15 protein-coding genes are annotated in these 19,594 nt (G+C 40.9%); 4 read left to right on the top strand and 11 right to left on the bottom strand.

Going from position 1 to position 19,594, the window contains the following annotated elements:
- Nucleotides 1–50: 50 nt before the first annotated feature.
- From BM156_RS08695 to BM156_RS08680, 4 genes are all read left to right on the top strand, one after another.
- A complete protein-coding gene (locus BM156_RS08695; protein WP_139218242.1) occupies nucleotides 51–878 on the top strand; it encodes a tetratricopeptide repeat protein in 828 nt (275 codons plus the stop codon).
- Between the two features lie 52 nt (nucleotides 879–930).
- Nucleotides 931–2,742: a BatD family protein gene (locus tag BM156_RS08690; RefSeq protein ID WP_093919474.1), complete on the top strand. Its 1,812-nt coding sequence runs from the start codon at nucleotides 931–933 to the stop codon at nucleotides 2,740–2,742.
- Between the two features lie 11 nt (nucleotides 2,743–2,753).
- Nucleotides 2,754–3,503, top strand: coding sequence for a tetratricopeptide repeat protein (locus BM156_RS08685; RefSeq protein WP_093919473.1), 750 nt, complete (start codon nucleotides 2,754–2,756; stop codon nucleotides 3,501–3,503).
- A 90-nt stretch (nucleotides 3,504–3,593) separates the two neighbouring features.
- Nucleotides 3,594–4,463: an enoyl-ACP reductase FabI gene (locus BM156_RS08680; RefSeq protein ID WP_093919472.1), complete on the top strand. Its 870-nt coding sequence runs from the start codon at nucleotides 3,594–3,596 to the stop codon at nucleotides 4,461–4,463.
- 56 nt (nucleotides 4,464–4,519) lie between these two features.
- On the opposite strand, the gene BM156_RS08675 is transcribed toward BM156_RS08680, so the two are convergent.
- From BM156_RS08675 to BM156_RS08625, 11 genes are all read right to left on the bottom strand, one after another.
- A complete protein-coding gene (locus BM156_RS08675) occupies nucleotides 4,520–4,996 on the bottom strand; it encodes a hypothetical protein (RefSeq protein ID WP_093919471.1) in 477 nt (158 codons plus the stop codon).
- A 210-nt stretch (nucleotides 4,997–5,206) separates the two neighbouring features.
- Complete coding sequence (locus BM156_RS08670; protein ID WP_093919679.1) at nucleotides 5,207–6,811, bottom strand: RagB/SusD family nutrient uptake outer membrane protein; 1,605 nt, start codon at nucleotides 6,809–6,811, stop codon at nucleotides 5,207–5,209.
- Between the two features lie 19 nt (nucleotides 6,812–6,830).
- Nucleotides 6,831–10,040 carry a TonB-dependent receptor gene (locus BM156_RS08665; RefSeq protein ID WP_212733466.1) on the bottom strand — a complete coding sequence of 1,070 codons (3,210 nt, stop codon included), beginning with the start codon at nucleotides 10,038–10,040 and terminating at the stop codon, nucleotides 6,831–6,833.
- 146 nt (nucleotides 10,041–10,186) lie between these two features.
- The gene (locus tag BM156_RS08660; RefSeq protein WP_093919470.1) at nucleotides 10,187–11,419 is read right to left on the bottom strand and encodes a FecR family protein; all 1,233 of its coding nucleotides are present in this window, start codon (nucleotides 11,417–11,419) and stop codon (nucleotides 10,187–10,189) included.
- An 82-nt stretch (nucleotides 11,420–11,501) separates the two neighbouring features.
- Nucleotides 11,502–12,092 carry an RNA polymerase sigma factor gene (locus tag BM156_RS08655; protein WP_093919469.1) on the bottom strand — a complete coding sequence of 197 codons (591 nt, stop codon included), beginning with the start codon at nucleotides 12,090–12,092 and terminating at the stop codon, nucleotides 11,502–11,504.
- A gap of 93 nt (nucleotides 12,093–12,185) precedes the next feature.
- On the bottom strand, nucleotides 12,186–13,778 hold the full coding sequence (locus BM156_RS08650; RefSeq protein WP_212733465.1) for a beta-N-acetylhexosaminidase: 1,593 nt from the start codon (nucleotides 13,776–13,778) through the stop codon (nucleotides 12,186–12,188).
- A 78-nt stretch (nucleotides 13,779–13,856) separates the two neighbouring features.
- Nucleotides 13,857–14,972, bottom strand: coding sequence for an acyltransferase family protein (locus BM156_RS08645; protein WP_093919468.1), 1,116 nt, complete (start codon nucleotides 14,970–14,972; stop codon nucleotides 13,857–13,859).
- Nucleotides 14,973–15,010: 38 nt separating this feature from the next.
- The gene (locus BM156_RS08640) at nucleotides 15,011–16,078 is read right to left on the bottom strand and encodes a dihydrodipicolinate synthase family protein (protein WP_093919467.1); all 1,068 of its coding nucleotides are present in this window, start codon (nucleotides 16,076–16,078) and stop codon (nucleotides 15,011–15,013) included.
- A gap of 11 nt (nucleotides 16,079–16,089) precedes the next feature.
- A complete protein-coding gene (locus BM156_RS08635; RefSeq protein ID WP_093919466.1) occupies nucleotides 16,090–17,127 on the bottom strand; it encodes an NAD-dependent epimerase/dehydratase family protein in 1,038 nt (345 codons plus the stop codon).
- 83 nt (nucleotides 17,128–17,210) lie between these two features.
- Nucleotides 17,211–18,374, bottom strand: coding sequence for a M20 family metallopeptidase (locus BM156_RS08630; protein WP_093919465.1), 1,164 nt, complete (start codon nucleotides 18,372–18,374; stop codon nucleotides 17,211–17,213).
- Nucleotides 18,364–19,587: an Nramp family divalent metal transporter gene (locus BM156_RS08625; RefSeq protein ID WP_093919464.1), complete on the bottom strand. Its 1,224-nt coding sequence runs from the start codon at nucleotides 19,585–19,587 to the stop codon at nucleotides 18,364–18,366. The genes BM156_RS08630 and BM156_RS08625 overlap by 11 nt, the downstream gene beginning before the upstream one ends.
- Between the last annotated feature and the right edge of the window lie 7 nt (nucleotides 19,588–19,594).

Raw genomic sequence — 19,594 nt, 5'->3', positions numbered from 1 at the left:
AACGAGCAAGTTGGTAAACGATGACCGTTGAACGTTTAAATTGACATCAAATGAAGAGATCATTTATACCATATTTCACATTGATTATTGGCCTGCTGCTTATTGGCATTAGTGCACAAGCACAAAACGAGCGCAAGTTTATACGGCAGGGGAATGATATTTTTGAGCAAGCCCTTAACGATACAACAAAAATTGATACTACCGCGTTTAGTCAAGCTGAAACGGCATACCGCAAAGCATTGGAGAAACGCCCCGATGATTTGAAATGGAATTTTAACCTGGGCGATGCACTTTACAAACAAATGAAGTTTGAACAGGCCACGTCAAAATTTGAGGAAATAGCTGAAAAAAGTGATGATAAACTTGAAAAGGCACGGGCATTCCACAACCTGGGAAACTCCATGATGATGCAGAATAAGCTTGATGAAAGCATTGATGCTTATAAAAATGCCTTGCGAAATAATCCGGAAGACTTGGAAAGTAAATATAACCTGGTGTATGCCATGAACCTGAAAAAACAGCAAGAACAACAACAGCAGCAGCAAAATCAGGATCAGAACAAAGATCAGAATAAGGATCAAAACCAGAACCAAGACCAAAACAAAAATCAGGACCAGAATAAAAACCAAGATCAAAATAAAGATCAACAAAACAAGGATCAGCAAGACCAGAATAAGCAACAGCAGAATCAGGACAAACAACAACAAAATCAAGATAAACAACAACAGCAGCAACAACCACAACAGCAAAAAATATCTAAGGAAAATGCGGAACGGTTATTGCAAGCTCTGCAAAATGACGAAGAAAAAATTCAGGAGAAAGTGAAGAAAGCCAAGGCTGCAAAAGCCCAACAGCGAAAAACAGACAAAGACTGGTAGTTGATTATTTCTTACTTTTGCAAAAATTTTAATCAAAGCATAAATCAGCACAATGATTAAAAAAATATTAGTTACACTCATGCTTCTCATTCCGGCATTTTATGCCGGAGCCGACAGTGTTCGGTTTAACATGTCGGGCCCCAATGTGGTGACCGTAGGCGAACAGTTTCGTTTATCCTTTACCTTAAACGAGCGCGGTTCGGACCTACAAATGCCCGAAATACCAAATTTCGATATTCTGATGGGACCATCCACCTCGCAAAGTTCCAGCATTCAGATTATCAATGGAAAAACCACCCAGACAGTTAGTTTTTCCTACATTTTTATTTTACGAGCCAAAGAGGAAGGAACGTTTACTATTCGCCCGGCATCCATAAAAGTAGATGGAAAGATTTACGAGTCCAACGAACTGAAGATTCAGGTTGTAAAAGGGCAAAAGCCAGTGACCTCACAAGGAGGCCAACAAGAGCAAGCGGCGGCGGCCAGCGGCTCAATCAATAAGGAAGACCTTTTTGTTAGGGTTGAGCTTGACAAACGGCGGGTATTTAAAAGCGAACAGATTTTGGCGACCGTTAAAATTTATGTGGCTCCGAATGTCCCAATAACCAGTTTTAACGATGTAAAGCTCCCTTCCTACGCAGGGTTCTGGACCCAAGAAATCGACATTCCGAATCAAATTAGTTTTACGCGCGAGGTTTATAACAACAAGATTTACCAGGTGGGCATCTTAAAAAAGACCCTTCTTTTTCCACAACAGACAGGCAAGATCACCATCGATCCATTCGAAATTACTTGCCTTGTAAGGCAGCGGGTCCGCCAGCAACGAAGCTTCTTCGATGATTTCTTCGACAATTATCGTACGATTGAAGCTAAAGTCGTTAGCGATCCGGTGAATATTCAGGTGAAAGATTTGCCGAATCCTCCTGCCAGTTTCTCTGGAGCTGTTGGAAATTTGAAATTCTCAGCCTCGCTAGATAAAGAACAGCTGAAATCAAACGAAGCAGCAACCTTGAAAGTTACTATTTCGGGGAATGGCAACCTCCGCTTGATCGATGCGCCAAAGGTTGAATTTCCGGCAGACTTTGAGGTTTATGATCCGAAGACCAATGAAAGCCTGAATGCAACCAGCAACGGACTAACAGGCAGCAAAACTTTTGAATACCTTTTCATTCCACGTTTTGCCAGTGAATACACCATTCCGGCCATTCAATTTGCCAGTTTTGATCCGGCTTCAGGAAAATACAAATATGATCAGTCAAAAGCCTTCAACCTGCAAGTTGAAAAAGGCAGTGATGATCAAAGTACGACCGTTACCAGCGCCTATTCGAAAGAAGATGTCCGGTTTATTGGGAAGGACATTCGCTTCATCAAACAAGGACAGTATAAGCTAAAACCAAAAGAATCTTCGTTCTTTGGTAGTTTAAGCTTTTATTTGATCTACCTGGGAGCTTTATTGGTATTTGCTATTGTAGCTTTAGTGTATCGCAAAAAGCTGAAGGAAAACGCCAACATTCAATTGATTAGAAATAAGAAAGCAAACAAAGTTGCCCGCAAACGTCTGAAGGCTGCCGCAGGACACTTGAAGCAAAACCAAGACGAAGCATTCTACGAAGCCGTTTTGAAAGCTTTCTGGGGTTACCTTAGCGATAAGTTGAGCATCCCGGTAGCCGACCTGAATCGTGAAAATGCAACTGAATCGCTTAAAAAGCGTCAGGTTTCTTCTGATACGATTAATGAATTTATTCAAATTGTGGATACCTGTGAATTTGCCCGTTACGCCCCAAGTGCTGTTGGAGGAACCAAAGATGAACTTTTCCAACAAGCTGCCAGCCTAATGGGAAAACTTGAAAAACAAATTCGTTAATACCTGAGACAATGAAAATAATCTTTCAAATTCTAATTATATCACTTTGGGCTGTTTCAGCAACCGCACAGGATAGTTTGCTGGAAAAAGCCAATGCCCATTACTCAAATCAAGAATATCAGGAAGCAATTGCTGCTTATCAGGAAATACTAAACAGCAACCAGGAATCAGCTGAGGTGTATTATAACTTGGGCAATGCCTTGTATAAAGATGGGCAGGTAACACAAGCCATTATTCAATACGAACGGGCAAAATTACTCGCCCCAAATGATGAAGATGTCCAGTTTAACCTGGAATTGGCCAACCAACATGTTGTTGATGCGATTGATCCCTTACCACAAGTCTTCTTTGTGCGTTGGTGGCATAATTTAGCCAATAAAAAATCGGCTGATGGATGGGCTAAAATTAGCGTCGGAGCGTTTATTCTCTTGCTAGTTTTGGCTGGAGTATTTGTTTTTACTAGGACTGTAGCCATAAAACGGTTCTCATTTTGGTTTGGAATATTAATTCTAGCCATTTCCATTTTTAGTTTTAACTTTGCCGCCCGGCAGAAAAATCGGATGACAAACCACAACTTTGCGATCATTACCCAGCCAAGTGTTACGGTAAAAAGTTCGCCATCGGAAAGTGGAACCGACTTATTCCTGATTCATGAAGGATTAAAAGTCGAAATAAAAGACAGCTTGGGAAGCTGGAGAGAAATCCGATTAGCTGATGGCAACCAGGGATGGTTGCCTGTCAACAGCATCGAAAAGATCTAGAAAATGCCGGCAGAAGCCGGTTTTTTTATTGTTTGAAAAATTTTTACAACCATTTTAAACGAGAGTTGTTTTACTCATAAATTTAAAATCATGGCTTATAATTTACTTAAAGGTAAAAAAGGAATCATTTTCGGAGCTCTAAATGCAGACTCTATTGCATGGAAAGTTGCCGAAAGGGCTCATGAAGAAGGAGCAAGCTTTACATTAACCAATACTGCCATTGCCTTGCGCATGGGAGACACAGCAAAACTTGCTGAAAAATGTGGTGCAGAGCTCATTGCAGCTGATGCCACCAATGTTGAAGACCTGGAAAACCTGGTTAAAAAATCAATGGAAGTGTTAGGAGGTAAAATCGATTTCATCCTTCACTCAATTGGCATGTCGCCAAACGTTCGGAAAGGACGTCACTACAGTGATTTGGACTACAACTTCCTAAGCAAAACACTGGATATTTCAGCTGTTTCATTCCACAAAGTATTGCAAGTATCCCGTCAGTTGGATGCCATTAACGAATGGGGTTCAGTTGTTGCCTTATCCTACGTTGCTGCCCAGCGTACATTCTACGGCTACAACGACATGGCTGATGCCAAAGCTTTACTGGAGTCAATTGCCCGTAGCTTCGGATACATTTATGGTCGTGAGCGTCGTGTTCGAATCAATACCGTTTCTCAATCTCCTACGGTAACTACTGCAGGAAGTGGAGTAAAAGGAATTGGCAAGTTGCTTGATTTCGGAGAACGTATGTCTCCACTGGGTAATGCTTCAGGCGATGAATGTGCTGATTACTGTATCACGCTCTTCTCAGACTTAACCCGCAAAGTAACCATGCAAAACCTTTTCCACGACGGCGGATTCTCTTCTATGGGAATGAGTTTACGTGCATTGGAACAGTATGAAAAAGGTTTGGGTTGCGATTGCGAATGTGGTGATGCTGAAAACAGCGACCATCAATACGATTAAATACTTCAACAAAACCATACAAAAAAAACGGAGTTGGGCAACTAGCTTCGTTTTTTTTATGCCTTTAAGAAAGTGATATCATCTTCGTAGTCAAACTGAATATCTTCGTGCATTTTGGCTAAAAGCTTTTCAATTTTAGCCACCTGCCTTGCATAGAGGTTCCGCAACACCAGGCTTTTTGACAAAGGGATTTTAGAGGTTCTCACCTTCCTGCAAAAGTAGATTAGTAGATCAATCTCCGTCGTTTTAACTGCTGAATAACGAATATACTTGTTTGTGTCGCGTAAAATCTTGCGCAAACTCTTTTTGACCAAATAAATACTTCGAAAATTGATTGCAGCAAATCCGGCATCTATTTCTTCCTGGACTCCATGAATATAAGCCTGCTCATCGCCAGCTTCAAATAGTAAGTAGGTCAGCAATTCTTTATTTTCCTTTTTAAAACGTGCCAAACGAAGACATAACTCCTGCAATTGCTCAGGCGTGTATATTTTCAGCTCATCACGGATTTCTTTTACTGAAGCGGCTTTCATAGACAAATATTAAACGATCAACAACATGAATCAGCCCTAAAAGTAAGGCTTATTTCAAGGATTGCCGAATCCATAAGCCCAAACTTATTGACAATAAAAAATCCCCGCCAATAGAATGACGGGGATATGAAAAAAAATAGCAATTACTCTAATTCAAAACGGGAAAATAATATTCAATTTCTATTAGCTAAATCTCTCGATCAAGCAATTTTAGTAGCCAGGATTTTGTTTCAGCCCCGGATTTACCCGCAAACTATTTTCGTGGAACGGCCACAGGTAATTGTTTGATTTAAATGAGCGATCTTCGATTTTTAAAGATTCTAATTGTCCATTTACTTCACGCGTGTGTCCGAGTGCTGGCTGGTTCAAAGTTTGTTCTGCAATTCGCCACCGAATAAGATCATTGTAACGCAGTCCCTCTCCCGCTAATTCAATTCGGCGTTCATTACGAATTAAGTCAATCCACTGCTGTTGCGTATAAGAATCGTACTCTGGCAAAGTAACATCAGCAACGGTCATGTCTAAACCAGCACGTTCTCTAATTTGATTGATACAGCTTTTAGCAAGAGCATCTACCTGGTTCTGCATGATCTTGGCTTCTGCATATGTCAGCAATACTTCTGCATAACGTAAAAATGCAAACTCCATATTTCCTGTTCCTCCAGACTTAAATGCATCTGCTTCCGAAACAAATTTGCGGAACCAATAACCGGAGCTACTTGCCCGTTGGTTCTCATAAAACATCGGATTATTTGAATTGTAGATGTCAATCGCTTCGCCATAAAACTCATCTCCGTGTCCCATGATACTAACAGCGTAACGAGGATCCCGGTTTAAAGTGGGATCAAGCTCATACTCCTTTTTCGTGTGCAAAGGACATTGAGCAATTGGCCGCCCTTGTAGCGTCCAATACGAATCGACCAAAGCTTTTAAAGGCACCAAGTAGGACTGACCTCCTCCTGTGCGGTAGTGAGGGCCCATATCCCGGAAAGTATAAGTTGATCTATTCCCATTACTCTCCCGGTCTAAATGCATGATAAACTCGTTATTATCAGAACAAGCTTCATATTGAAACAAGTCAGAATAAACCGGATGTAACGCATAATTACCACTATCCATGATCTCCTTAGCCAATTTCGCAGCTAAATCATACCGCTCGTTGTACAGTGCATAACGCATGGTTATTGCTTTTAACGAATACCTATTGAACATGTATTTATCCGTGGTATATTCTTCTGCTGGTAATCTGGAGGCAATCTGCTCAGCCAAAGGAAACAATTGTTCCAAAATCTCTTCTTTTTCTGTTGCAGGTTGCTTGGCATCCGTCAAATCAGCAGGCTGCAAATGAAAAGGTACATTTCCCCAGCGGAAAGTTAAACGAAAGTAGTGCCACACACGCAATGCTTCAAGTACACTCTTGTATTTCTGCCGAACAGCTTCATCTTCGACATAAGGGATATCAGCATTATCAATAAACGTATTCAATCGTCCCAAGTGTTTCATCTGCAATTCATAGTAATACAAAAATGCGTCTGTGTTACTATTAAAATTACCATTAGCAATGCGTTGATGATTGTCGCCCTCAAGTCGACTATAGGCATTGTCAGACTTCCCTTCGTCCATATAAAACATGGTTCGCCTATTTGATGTAAGAGTAAAGACATCTAAGTAACTACTATAAATTACCCGCCTTAAATCTTCTTCGTCGTTAAAAAATTCAACAAACGAAGTTGCTGTAGGATCCTCTTTTAAAAGAAATTCGTCGCAACTTACCAAAGTTAGTGCCGCGAAAATAAGATATATCGTCTTTTTCATTTTTAAATCCGTTTGCTTATTAAAAAATTGTTGCTTTAACACCAAAACTATAGGTTGCCATTCGAGGGTAATTTCCATTTCCTCCATTGCGCTCAGGTTCCAAACCGTCCCAACTAGTGAGAGTAATCGCATCTTGGGCATTTATATAAAAACGTACATTCCGAATACTCTTGCCTACCTTAGGAATAGAATATCCCAACTGAATTGTTTTAAACCTAAAGAAGGATGCATCGCTAAGCCACACGTCACTCAATACTGCATTTGTACTGGAGCCCGTCCATACACGAGGGAAACGACTATTGGGCGTCTCAGGCGTCCAACGATTATCCATATAGTACTGTCGTGGAGCTCCTAAACTATTACTGGATCCATCCATTAACACAGGGTATCCTTCCTGTCCATTCAAGCGCCCAGTTCGTTTTCCAACCCCTTGTCCTAAAATCGAGAAATCCCAACGTTTATAGCGTAAGTCAATATTAATCGAATAATTATAGTGAGGGAAAGGATCTCCTAAATTGACTTTATCTTTATCGTTAATAATTCCATCTCCATTTTGATCGACATACTTGATATCACCAGGAAGGGTATTGGGTAGTTTTGCCTCTGTCGCTTCAATCTCTTCCGGGCTATTAAAGTATCCATCACTTTCATAACCATAGTAGTTATCCACTGAAATACCTCGATACCAAATTTTATCATCGTTATTCTTAAAAATCAAGGTGTCCGATTCTGTGTAACCAGCTTTCAACACCTTATTGCTATTATCAAAAACCATAGCACCTACACTGTAGGAAAAATCATTAATTTGATCAGACCACCTTGCAGACAACTCCCAACCTTTATTCTCCACTTCTCCAATATTAACAGAGGAAGTTAAATAGTATGATCCCGTAAGTGGAGGAACCGGAAAATCTGAGTAAATTAGATCATAAGAATGCTTTTTGTAAGCATCAAAAGTCAGGTTCAACTTTTTCTTTAAAATCGTTAGATCTACACCAATGTTTGTTTGCTTTTGTTTTTCCCAAGTAAAATCTGGATTAGGAACACGCATGGTCCACCCCCATCTATTGACAATTTCTTGCCACAAATAGGGTGACACATTCTCATTTCCAATTAATCCATAAGAAGCTCTTATTTTGAGTTGATCTACAATATCACTTGTTTTTAGAAACTCCATAAAACTTTCGTTATGGACATTCCATCCTAACGATGCCGAAGGGAAAAATCCCCATTGGTTTCCAGGAGCAAACTTACTACTACCATCCGTTCTAAATGTGGTTTCCAGTAGGTAACGATTATCGAATGAATAATTCAATTTTGTAAAGAAAGATGATTTTGAGATCTCCCGATAATCTGTATAGATGTAATTCATCATCTCCGATCCCAATACGAGATATATTTTGTCTTTCTTCTGACGCAGATCATTCTCATAGTTCACTAGTCCCCTGGCAGTTACCTGGCTGACACTTACTCCTTGAGAAGCACCTACTTCATTATCCCAAACATCAACAGGCTTACCGTCACCATCGTAAAACTTAAATGTTTCGCGCTTATGTTTATCGGCCGACTTGTTAATCATATACGAAACATTTCCAGAGATATGAAGATTTTTATTGATGTAATAACGAGGACGCAAGTTTATGGTACTTCTGTCGTGTAGGTAATTTTTTGTTCCTCCGTGGGTAATTGATGCTACCGGGTTCCTGTTATTGTGTAAGATATAATGATCCTCAAGATCGGAATCATAAAAAATATCTAACGTTGGATTCATTCTCCAAGCTACTTTGTAAAGGCCATGTCCATCGTCGTTGGCATACAATCGGTTTACTTGTAGCCTGTGGGCGTAAAAATCGGCAAGAAGGACAAACCGATCAGCAATATTAATATTGGTATTGAAACGCGCACTAAACTTATTGGTTCCTTCAATATCATTCAATCCATTTTCTTCAACATAGCCTAGCATCAAGTTAAACGTACCAACACCACCTCCACCTGAAATATTAGCTGCTGTGTTATGAGAATAAGCAGTGCGTTGCATGATCTCATCCAACCAGTCGGTATTTGTATATTCCCCTTTGTCTGCTAACACTATTTCTTCTTCTGTGAATAGCTTTGTTTGACCCTGCAATTCCTTTGCCTCATTGTTCAACCGCATGTAATCTGCTGAATTGACAAAATCTGGTAAATCAATAGGTTGTTGAATGGCTATCCAGCTGTGCAAGTCCACTTTAAACTCTCCAGTAGAGCCACGCTTGGTTTCAATGATGATAACGCCGTTTGCTCCTCTTGAGCCATACATTGATGCCGATGCAGCATCTTTTAATATATTAATGCTTTTAATCTGATTTGGGTCAATATCTGTTAAAGATTGTTCGATGCCATCAACAATGACCAATGGATCTGCATCTTGAAGCGTGCTCAACCCGCGAATAGATATCGTTCCGGGAACACTTCCTGGCAGATTACTTCCTTGTAAAAGCGTTGCTCCAGCTACCGTTCCACTAAATGCTTCCTGTAATTTAAAAATCGGACGATTTTCAACTCTCTCCATATCTACGGTTTGAACAGATGAAGCCAAGTGCTTACGCTCAATTTCGTTGTACCCCATAACAACGACCTCGCCAACACTGATATTATCATCAACCAAGACGACATCAATGCGCTCCTTTCCTTTCGTGCTAACTTCATAATCTTTGAAGCCCATACTACTAAAAATTAGCGTAACATCGCCATTTACAGACAACCGGTATTGCCCATTTTCGTTAGTCGCTGTACCAATAGTCGCACCTTTTATAACCACGTTCACAAAAGGAATTGGCTCTCCTTTGGTATTCACAACCATTCCCGATATTTCTTTCCGTTCTGTTGGCACATTGGGTTCATCCAAACCATCTCCATACAGCATCGAAAAGTCTCTATTTTTCTCCGCCTTTAAAACAAGTATTTGTCGATCAAAAACCTTATAGATGTTTCCTGTCTCCGCAAACAACTGAGCTAAAATTGACTCAACAGTTTCATCTTCAACACTAACATTTACTTTTCGATTAACATCGACACAGTTTTCATCATAAAATAGAATAAACTCACTATTCCGCTCTATTTCCTGAAAAACAGATAGGACAGTCGTTTCATTCAATTTTAAATTGAACTTTGTTTGTTGCGAATAGCTAGTATTACTAGCCGTGGCAGTAGCTACTGCCACTAAAATAAACACACACAGCATCTTCATCCTTAAGAAGATTTTAGACATACCTTCCCTAAGAGAAAGCATCTCAAAACGTTTTTTTTTCATAACTTTGTTACACGTTTAAAAATTACTATTTATTAGTAGTTTACTTATAAAGCCGAGGAGTTGAGGGACTTCTCGGCTTTTTGCTATTTATTAATCAATGGTATTTTATTATATTTTTTAGTCACATAAATAATATCTTTTTCGGTTCTGAATTCGACTGCAGACATGTTTGTAATATAGCTCAATACTTCATCCAACGATTCACTCATATCCAATTTTCCAGTTAATAATTCGTTAGACATAAAACTCTCGTCATAACGAAACTGGACATTGTAATAACGCTCCAGTCGTTTGAAAACATGGAACAAATTATCTTGCGAAAAGCTAAACCATCCATTCACCCAGCCAATTGCGTTCTCCACTTTGGAATCTTCCCAAACGACACTATTCCTTTTGTCTTTATTAAATATGGCTTTTTGATTGGGCTCCAGATAAATGTCTTTCTTAAATGCGGCTAACTTGCTTTTTTCCTTGATGGCTACTTTCCCTTCAATTAAAACAGTTTCAATGGTCTCGTCAGAATTGTATGCCGACACATTAAAGCGGGTTCCGAGGACACGTACCTGAAGTTTGTTAACATTCACGAGAAAAGCTTTTTGGGGATTATGAGCCACTTCAAAATAAGCTTCTCCTTCGAGGTAAACGGTTCTGGAATCTTCGGCAAATTTAGCAGGAAAGGCAAACCGGCTTCCCGCATTCAACCACACTTTGGTCCCATCATCCAATACCAACTCTGTCCGCTTTCCATAAGGGACCACCACTTCATTGAGCTTTTCTTCGACGAGTTCAAGCTGGCTTTGTTTTAAATTGATGATTGAGTCGTTATTAATCTTAATGGATTCATCCTTTAACGCAATTGTTGAATGGTCTCTTTCAAGATCAACTTCATTACCATTCGACAAAATAAGTTTCGACTGAGCCGAATGCATGTCAATTTCAGAACCGGAAAAATGGTACGCAGAAGAGTCATAAAAAAAGAAGAACGAAACGCCTCCACCAAGAGCAAGCAACAGAACCAAGACTGCCGCATACTTCAATAGTCGAGTAAGCTGAATTCGTTTACCATGCTGCTGATTAAGTTCGCCTTCTCTAATCTTCTTCCAAATACGATTTACTTCCTGTTTTTCCAGCTCTTGATGAGAATCATCCAATAGTTGAACCAGCTTTTTAGCTGTCTTCACCTTCAGCTCAAAGTCCGGATACTCATTGACAAATTGCCTCCAACGACTTTCATTTTCGCCTTTGTTTACCCAACGGATAAACCTCAAATCCTGAGCAAGCTCCTCTGCAGTATATTTTAAGTATTTCTTTTCCACAAGTCTCTTAGTATTCCATCAAACATTAGTATAAAGGAGGCAAGTACGACTTTGTGGACAGAAAAATGAAAATATTTTATAATTAAATTTCAAATAACTGAAAATGAATAACAAAGAAATTGAAGTCAGTTTTTGACAGACATTGCTTTAACGATTGTAAAGCACGAAAAGTCATTTTACGAGCTGAATCATATTTTAAACTCATCAACTCACAAATTTGGGAATAATCAAAATTGCAGGTGAAGCGATAAAACAAAATTTCCCGTTGTTTCGGTGTCAAGGCTTTTAATCCTTTCTGAACGATTTTTTCCCGATGTGTCAGGTGCTCTTTTCGAATCAGCTCTTCCTCGTAGGAGTAAGTGATTGTCAACTCTGAAGAAGACGTTCGATCCTCGATCTTCTCAACCAAGGTGTTCTTCTTTAGTTCCGCAAGAATACGCCTGCGAAATGCCTTGATTAAATAAAACTGGATGTTATCTAATTCGCTTAAATTATGTCGGGTTCGAATTAAATCCAAAAATAATTCCTGTATAGTATCTTTAATCAACTCACTGTCAGAGGTGATTTTCTTGCCATACCGATACAAGATTTGAACATGGCGATTATAAATATGAGAGGTTGCTTCAGAATTACCTTTTTTAAATTCACCCCAAATATTCTTATCCATTTTCATGCAGTCACACTTTTTTTGGAATTCTACAAATATATAATACTTTTCCTGAGGGGTGAAAGCATTTTGTGACTGGTATGACCGATTTTTTGACTTCTAATTTCTTTCTCCGCTAACTCCTGTAAGTATTCTTCGTCTTTTTAATAATCTCTCGTAAAGCAAGCGTACCCGTTTTATTTTCACCTGATTTTCCTGCTCAATTTCAGAGGGGTATAGCAAATCCTCGTTCAACTCACGAAAACGTCTGCTAATCACTGCGTCTTTCGCGATAATTGCATCCAAATGGGTCAAGATACCGGGAACCATTTCTACAGTGAAATCAACTTCGTTAACCTTCTCCTCCACAACCCTAAAAGCCAGGTAATTTTCACGAATAGCCTTCATTAGCCTGAAGTGTTCAAACTCTTCCTTATTTTTGGTTGGCATCAATTCTGCCAGTACTTTTTGATTATCTTTTGAAGAATTCCACAAAGCTTCTACTGAAACATCTTCTGCCCCTTCTACTTTTCCATCAATAATCATGTAAGGCTTTCCTTTTATAGCTTTCCAAAACCGGAGTGCTTGCTCTTTTGTAAAACCAAATCGCTCGCTACTGTAGGCTATCATGAACTGATCTACATCCAAGCTCTCGTCCTGGGTTAAAGCCTGCGCATAAGCAGCCATTAAAACCCGAAAGCCGGAAATTGGATAAACATTACGAACGGCGATCAAATCAGCAATCGTTTTCTCATCTTCAAAAACCGCTGAGTAAATTCCGGAAGTCGACCAGGAAGTCATTACAATGCCCTTGTAGCCATTCTTTCTACACAAAGGAATGAAATCACGTATATTCTGAAAATGGTATTCCCAGCGGGTCAGGTAAAAATTGTCGGGATGACTTCTTAAGGCAGGTGCACCCCATACTTCAAAGCCTTTCTCTATAATTTTAGTTGGATCGCCAAAGCGATCATAAGCCCATCCATAGTTCCAGACTATAAAGACTGTTTCTTTGGGCAGTTGGGCTAATTCTTCAGGATATTCATTCGCAATATCAGCCCACAAAACCGGAATCTTTCCTAATGAAACAATAATCTCGCATAGCATCTTTAAATGATCCGACAGCAGTTTTGCTTTTCCCTCCTCTTCTATATGCTGACTACATAAATTGCAATGTCCGAAAAGATATGCCTCATCTCCTCCAATATGAAAGTATTTTGAAGGATGTAAGCTTGCCATTTCAGTAAACAACTCAGTGAATAAAACCCGATTTAACTCGGTCTTCATCGGACAAATCTGAGATATATCCTTTGAATCTTCCCGCTGCCCGGCATAGCGGTTATGCCGCAGAATATATTCAAGGTGTCCCAGACTCTGCTGCATTGGAACCACATCAATATTCAAATCCTTACAGTAAGCTACAAAATCCCGTATTTCATCTTTCGTATAAGCATATCTATTGGGAATCAAGGGATGTGAATCAAAAGGGAAAGTCCCCTCCCACTCCATAATCAATGTATTAATACCGAAATCTGCCAGTTCATTGGCAAAAGCTTTCAATGCCTCAGGCTTCATTACCTGAATACGCAGATCTAAATGAAATCCTTTGATTTTAAAATCAGACATTTCTCTATTCTCTGCAAATATTCTCAAACAACTCATTGTCAATACCAAGACAATACCTACAATGAACAACGACTTTATTTTTTTCATCAGTAATAAGTTTAAAACATAAAGGAAGCTTCCTAATGGCGCCCAATACTTCACTCTATGCCAATGACATCTTCATTTTTAAAGCTTTATATAGATTTTTCGTTGATAAAGGCCCCAAAGAATGGACCAATAGAATAGCATGATTAGAGCTGAGTAGAGTAAAGAGCCGTTTAAGTTGCCAGCAAATGGAGCAAAAAGCTGGCTAAAAATGTAGTACTTCAATGAAACAAGACCTCCATCCAAGGGGATTTTTATTAAGTAAGTCATGGCACTTCCCCAAAGCTCAGCAAAAACGTAAGCAAACAAAGGATTTACACCAAAGGCCATCACTGGACTAATCCAACCTCGCTTGTTGTTCACGTCAATAATCCAGACAAGAAACGCCAAAGTAATTAAAGCAGCTCCGGTTGAGAAAAGAACATAAGAACTTGTCCAAAGAATTTTATTGATTGGAAATACATAATCCCAAATTTTTGCCAATAAAATGGCTGGAACTCCCCAAATAAACATCTTTAAGACCAACTCTTTTCGGTCGATATTTAAACTCACAATCCGGCCAAGCAAATAGCCCCAAATAACATGCACTATGGCAGGTATAGAGCCAAACAATCCGGAAGCATCAACCAGGTGTCCGCTTCGGAGGTGATTCTGCCCCAGCAATGCAGCGTCAATTTGACTGACAATCGTATGCTCCGCAGAATACGGATCAGTTCCTCCAAAGTACCAAAGTACCCACCAATACCCTACAAGAATACCTCCTGAGACCAGGAATAGTTGTTTCGAACTGAGCAACAGACATATAAAAGCTCCAATACCGTAACAAATAGCAATTCGTTGCAAAACACCAGTAATCCGTAGCATCGTGAAATTAATTTCTCCGGTACTCATTAGTTGTTTCGACAAGTTGAGAAAAATACCGGTAAGAAATATCAAGATGGTACGCCGAACAATTTTCTTGACTAAAGAAGGTGTAAGTTTTTGTTCTTGTTTTTGGAATGCAAACCACATGGCGACTCCAACAATAAAAAGAAAGAAAGGGAAAATCAAGTCAGTTAAAGTACAACCGTGCCAAGCAGAATGACTCATTTGTCCATACCTGAAGTCCCAGCTTCCCGGCTGGTTCACCATGATCATAGCGGCAATGGTTATTCCCCGAAACACATCGAGAGCAATTACTCTTTCGATTTTTTCCATATATTCTTGTCTAGTTATAAGAGTGATTTATTCAATTTCTAGCTCAACCATTTATCTCTGTTTTGAGCAACAAACTCATCATCATTCAGATGGGGATAAGCCGCATAAATCCGGTCAATTTCAGCCTTCTGCTCTGGAGTAAGCACCTCCCGCTCATCAAGCGTCCAGACGCCTTCCAGTAGTCCCTGACGACGCAAAACCTCGTGAAGGCCTACGATACATCCTGCAAAATTATGGGCAACATCAAAGAACGCAGCATTCGTATCGGTTACCTGATGAGCCAGCACCAAAGCTTCTTTGACATGACGATCCAGTTTCCCGGACTGAACGCGTTCCAGTAAGTTTACAGCAGCACGAGTCCACACGGCCCAGTGTCCCAGTAGTCCACCCACAACACGCTTGGAATGTATTATTGAGTTCACCGGAATTTGATACTCCGACAATAAATCCACCACAATATTATCGTCATTCCCGGTGTAAAGAGCAATCTGATCAGCACGACCAGATTCAACTACACCACGAACCACGTCCAGCGTATGATAGCGATTGAACGGAGCCATTTTAATTGCGATCACATTCTCAATCCGGGCAAATTCACACCAAAATCCAACATCCAGTTTTCGTCCACCAACTGCCGGTTGCAGGTAGAAACCAATTACGGGTATAACTTCAGCTACAGCCTGGCAATGCGCTAGAATAGCGGTATTGGAATCTTCAGCAAAGGCCGCCATACTTAACAGAACGGCATGAAACCCATTTTTAAGTGCCAGGCGGGCTTCGGCTACAGCCTGCTCAGTTCGCCCAATAACCCCGGCAATCCGGATAACTGGCTTTTGCGCTCGGTGCTGAAAATTATCAAATTCCTCCCGAGCTATCTCCAGAACTGGCTCAAAGAGGCCAATTTTGGGCAGGCGAATTTCAAACTGGGTCGTATGAACTGCTACGGCCACTCCTCCTGCTTCGGCATCCAGGTAGTACCTCATCAAAGCACGTTGACGACGTTCATCCAGTTTCCGTGATTTATTCAAAGCCAATGGGAGTGCCGGTATAACCACTCCTTGTCGAAAGCGGGTTAGGACATCTTTAGGTATTTTGCTATAATTCATCGTATTGTTGTTTAGTAATTGCCATCTCTGTTTTCAAAATGGGTTGGCTTCCCCAAGACTCTATGCTTTCCTGCAACCCATTGGGCTGTCCAGAAAATCAGTTTGTCAATACCTACTTCCGGTTTACCAAATCGTTTGAAGGATTCTTCTGCATTGCCCAACAAAGCGGTCTCTGTTTCAACTCCTGTCAGTCTTACTTTCTTGTTCATCAATTCGCCAAATTTCAAAGCAGTTTCGCGAACGGAGAGTAATTTAGGGCCTGTTATATTCAAGGCTTTTGCAGGACTCTCACAATATTCAATAGCCCGTAAGATCATGGCATTGGCATCTCCCTGCCAAATCACATTTACATAGCCCATGGTAATATCAATCGGTTTTTCTTCAAATACTTTGGTGGCGATATCTACCAAAACACCATAACGCATTTCAACGGCATAGAACAGCCGGATCAGCGAAACAGGAGTAAGGTTCTTCAGGCTACCAAATTCAAAAAGCCGCTCGCGTCCTAAGCACGACTGAGCATATTCTCCAATAGGTTGTGGCAAATCCGTTTCTTTTGATCCCCCACTTTGGTAATGGACGTGCGGATAGACACAACCTGTGGAGAAAGCTACGATTCTTGAGTTTTTGTACTTATCAGCCACCAAACCCGGCAAGTATGCATTCATAGCCCAGGTTGCCGATTCATTCCCGGTTGTGCCAAATTTTGTCCCGGCCAGGTAGTAAACATTTTCCACATCCGGAAGGCTCCTGACAAAATCCAGATCCAACAAATCGCCTTTCAAGGTTTCAATGCCACTCTCCTCCAACAACGGCCGTTGCGACTCCTCACTAAAGCGGGAAACTCCGATAATTCGTTTCTCGATTCCTGCCTGCAAACAAGCCTCTCTGGCCATCCGAGCCATGGAAACTCCCATCTTTCCAGCCACTCCCAGAAAGATCAAATCGCCATCCAGCTTTTTGATCATTTCAACGACTTCCCTGGATGGTCTGGAAAGAGCCTTCTCCAACTCATCTTCATTTTGATAATAATCCGGGTACTTTTTCATAAGTTTAAATTGAATGTCATTTTATGGAACTTGCATGGGCGATTTAACCAGCCTCTTTTGTAACCCTATAACCATGCCCCGTTTCATTGATTTAATTCTCCATTTCTGATTATAATTTCCTGGTAAATGGCTACTGCCTGCACTAGTTTGTCTATACTACAATACTCATTCGTTTGATGGGCTTGTTCGGGTTCTCCGGGCCCCAGGATAATTGTTGAAGCGCCCTCATAAAGTTGTTGAAGAACAGAGCCATCAGTTAGATAGGGCAATGCCTTTGCACCACTGATTCCCTTGACTTTTGAACGACAGACAGCATTTACCAGCTCCACAAAAGGATCTTGCTCATTCGTACGAACAGCTGGAAGATCAACCAGGACATCCAATTGAATAGCTGATCCCAACTCCTGCTGTAACCGATCCAGAATCTCACTATGCCGTACCTTTCCAGTTGAACGAATGTCGATGGAAAATTCAGCATAGTCTGGCACCGAGTTGATATTCATTCCCCCGCTCATTCGACCAACATTTAGGGTTGTCAGGCCCAGCAAAGGATCCGACTCAACATCAAATGTCATCTCTTCAATCTTTTGAATTGCCCGGGCAACTTTATAAATCGCATTATCACCTAGCTCTGACATGGACGAATGGGCTGTTTTCCCCTGGGCTGATGCATTCAGATACAAACCACCTTTATGTCCAATGGTCGGGAAATTCGCTGTTGGCTCCCCAACGATAATAGCGCTGGCCTTTACCGGGCTTGTTATCGTTTTTGCTAACTGAACAGCGCCCTGGCACCCCAGTTCTTCTCCAGCGGTAAGCAGAAGCCGAACTCCTCCCAGCGGTTTAGTCTCCCTAAAGGAGTTAATGGCAGCGCAAATCATAGCAGCAACACCTCCTTTCATATCGCTTGCTCCACGACCATAAATCTTGTCTCCTTCGATCACCCCTAAAAAAGGATCATACTTCCAGCTTCCTTTTCCAACCGGGACAACATCCAAATGACCGGACAGAACAATTGGGGCATAACCTGCAGATAGTCCTTTTTCGGCCACAACATGCAGCCGGTTATCTGAAAAAACAGGGTATTCAACCTGAAACCCATGGGCAGAAAGTAAATTTCCGATGTAACGGGCTGCTTCGGCTTCATTGCCGGGAGGATTAACCGTGTTAAAGCGAATCAGCTCCTGGCTTAATTGAACCACATCAGGTAGTTTCCTGCTCCCTGATTTCTGAGTATTATAAGACATTGAAAAACTGTTCTAATTTCTGATACATAAAATAGATCATTACCATAATACAGATCAGACCGATAATGGCAATTGCATTCTGAAGCAGCGTATTGCGGTGTGCTCCCATAAGTTTTCGCTGGTTTGCCACCAACAGTAAGCCAATTGCAATAGCTGGAACAGCCATCATTGAAGAGGCCTGCGCCATCACCAGAGCATAAATAACATTTCCGCGAAAGAAAATTGCCACAAACATGCCCAGTAAAAGAATGATCGCGGTAAAGATCTTCGGCATTTTTTCATTCATGGAACGACCGAGTCCCAAGCTATCAGACAGTAAGCCTCCGCCAATTACAGCATTGACCATGAGTGAGGAAAAGGCCGCAGCACATAGTCCCAAACTGAAAATGATTTTGGATACGCCTCCAAATAAGGCATCCATTTGCTGAGCCATATCTGCGGCCGAGCTAACCACAATGCCTCGTGGCTTCAACGCTGTAGCTGATGTAATAATGATAGTTGCGGAGATGGTAGATAGAAAAGCAATTCCTGCAAAAGTATCTTTCAATCCACGGGACAGTTGTTCTTTTTTCCAGCCTTTATCCTGGGCCAGGTAGGCTTGGTAGATCGCTGCGGACAAGGCAAATGATGTTGCCATTAAAGCCACGATTACTTCAACCTGCCCAATCGAAAAAGCCCGTGGAATAAATCCCATGCCAACCGAAACAAGGTTCGGCTTAGTCAAAATAAGATTCACCATAAAGGCAACAATCATAATCATTACAATCGCCATCATCAGTTTCTCCAGAACTTTATACAGGTTTTTAGCCCAAAACAGCAACAAGAGCGCCAATGGGGTAAAAATCAATGGCCATACCCGCTCATCAATGCCGGTAATTCCCTGCATTCCAATTCCGATCCCCAGGTTATTTCCAAATTGAAAGCTCGAAGTAGATAAAAAAGTAGACAGGCCAATCAATACGGCAAACCAACGTCCGTAGCTTAGCGAAATAACCTCCAAAACTGATTTTTCACTTACCACACCCAAACGTGTTCCCATGGAAGCATAAACCATCATAAAAACAGCAGCCAGTACTATCACCCACAAAAAAGAATAACCATGCTCGGAACCAATCCGTGAGGCAACGGTAATGCTCCCCGGGCCCAAAACAACGGAAGCCATTATAAAACCAGGGCCAATAACTTTTAGCAGATCAATTAGTTTTGTTCGCATAAAAATC

The organism is Sunxiuqinia elliptica (assembly GCF_900113005.1).
In the GTDB taxonomy this organism is placed as follows: domain Bacteria; phylum Bacteroidota; class Bacteroidia; order Bacteroidales; family Prolixibacteraceae; genus Sunxiuqinia; species Sunxiuqinia elliptica.
The sequence above is the reverse complement of the archived record's forward strand: the minus strand, read 5'-3'. Positions and strand labels throughout refer to the sequence as shown.

Excerpts from the sequence above, each read along its gene's own strand:
- BM156_RS08695 (WP_139218242.1), top strand. The coding sequence starts at position 51 with ATGAAGAGATCATTTATACCATATTTCACATTGATTATTGGCCTGCTG.
- BM156_RS08690 (WP_093919474.1), top strand. The coding sequence starts at position 931 with ATGATTAAAAAAATATTAGTTACACTCATGCTTCTCATTCCGGCATTT.
- BM156_RS08685 (WP_093919473.1), top strand. The coding sequence starts at position 2,754 with ATGAAAATAATCTTTCAAATTCTAATTATATCACTTTGGGCTGTTTCA.
- BM156_RS08680 (WP_093919472.1), top strand. The coding sequence starts at position 3,594 with ATGGCTTATAATTTACTTAAAGGTAAAAAAGGAATCATTTTCGGAGCT.
- BM156_RS08675 (WP_093919471.1), bottom strand. The coding sequence starts at position 4,996 with ATGAAAGCCGCTTCAGTAAAAGAAATCCGTGATGAGCTGAAAATATAC.
- BM156_RS08670 (WP_093919679.1), bottom strand. The coding sequence starts at position 6,811 with ATGAAAAAGACGATATATCTTATTTTCGCGGCACTAACTTTGGTAAGT.
- BM156_RS08665 (WP_212733466.1), bottom strand. The coding sequence starts at position 10,040 with ATGAAGATGCTGTGTGTGTTTATTTTAGTGGCAGTAGCTACTGCCACG.
- BM156_RS08655 (WP_093919469.1), bottom strand. The coding sequence starts at position 12,092 with ATGAAAATGGATAAGAATATTTGGGGTGAATTTAAAAAAGGTAATTCT.
- BM156_RS08650 (WP_212733465.1), bottom strand. The coding sequence starts at position 13,778 with ATGAAAAAAATAAAGTCGTTGTTCATTGTAGGTATTGTCTTGGTATTG.
- BM156_RS08645 (WP_093919468.1), bottom strand. The coding sequence starts at position 14,972 with ATGGAAAAAATCGAAAGAGTAATTGCTCTCGATGTGTTTCGGGGAATA.
- BM156_RS08640 (WP_093919467.1), bottom strand. The coding sequence starts at position 16,078 with ATGAATTATAGCAAAATACCTAAAGATGTCCTAACCCGCTTTCGACAA.
- BM156_RS08635 (WP_093919466.1), bottom strand. The coding sequence starts at position 17,127 with ATGAAAAAGTACCCGGATTATTATCAAAATGAAGATGAGTTGGAGAAG.
- BM156_RS08630 (WP_093919465.1), bottom strand. The coding sequence starts at position 18,374 with ATGTCTTATAATACTCAGAAATCAGGGAGCAGGAAACTACCTGATGTG.
- BM156_RS08625 (WP_093919464.1), bottom strand. The coding sequence starts at position 19,587 with ATGCGAACAAAACTAATTGATCTGCTAAAAGTTATTGGCCCTGGTTTT.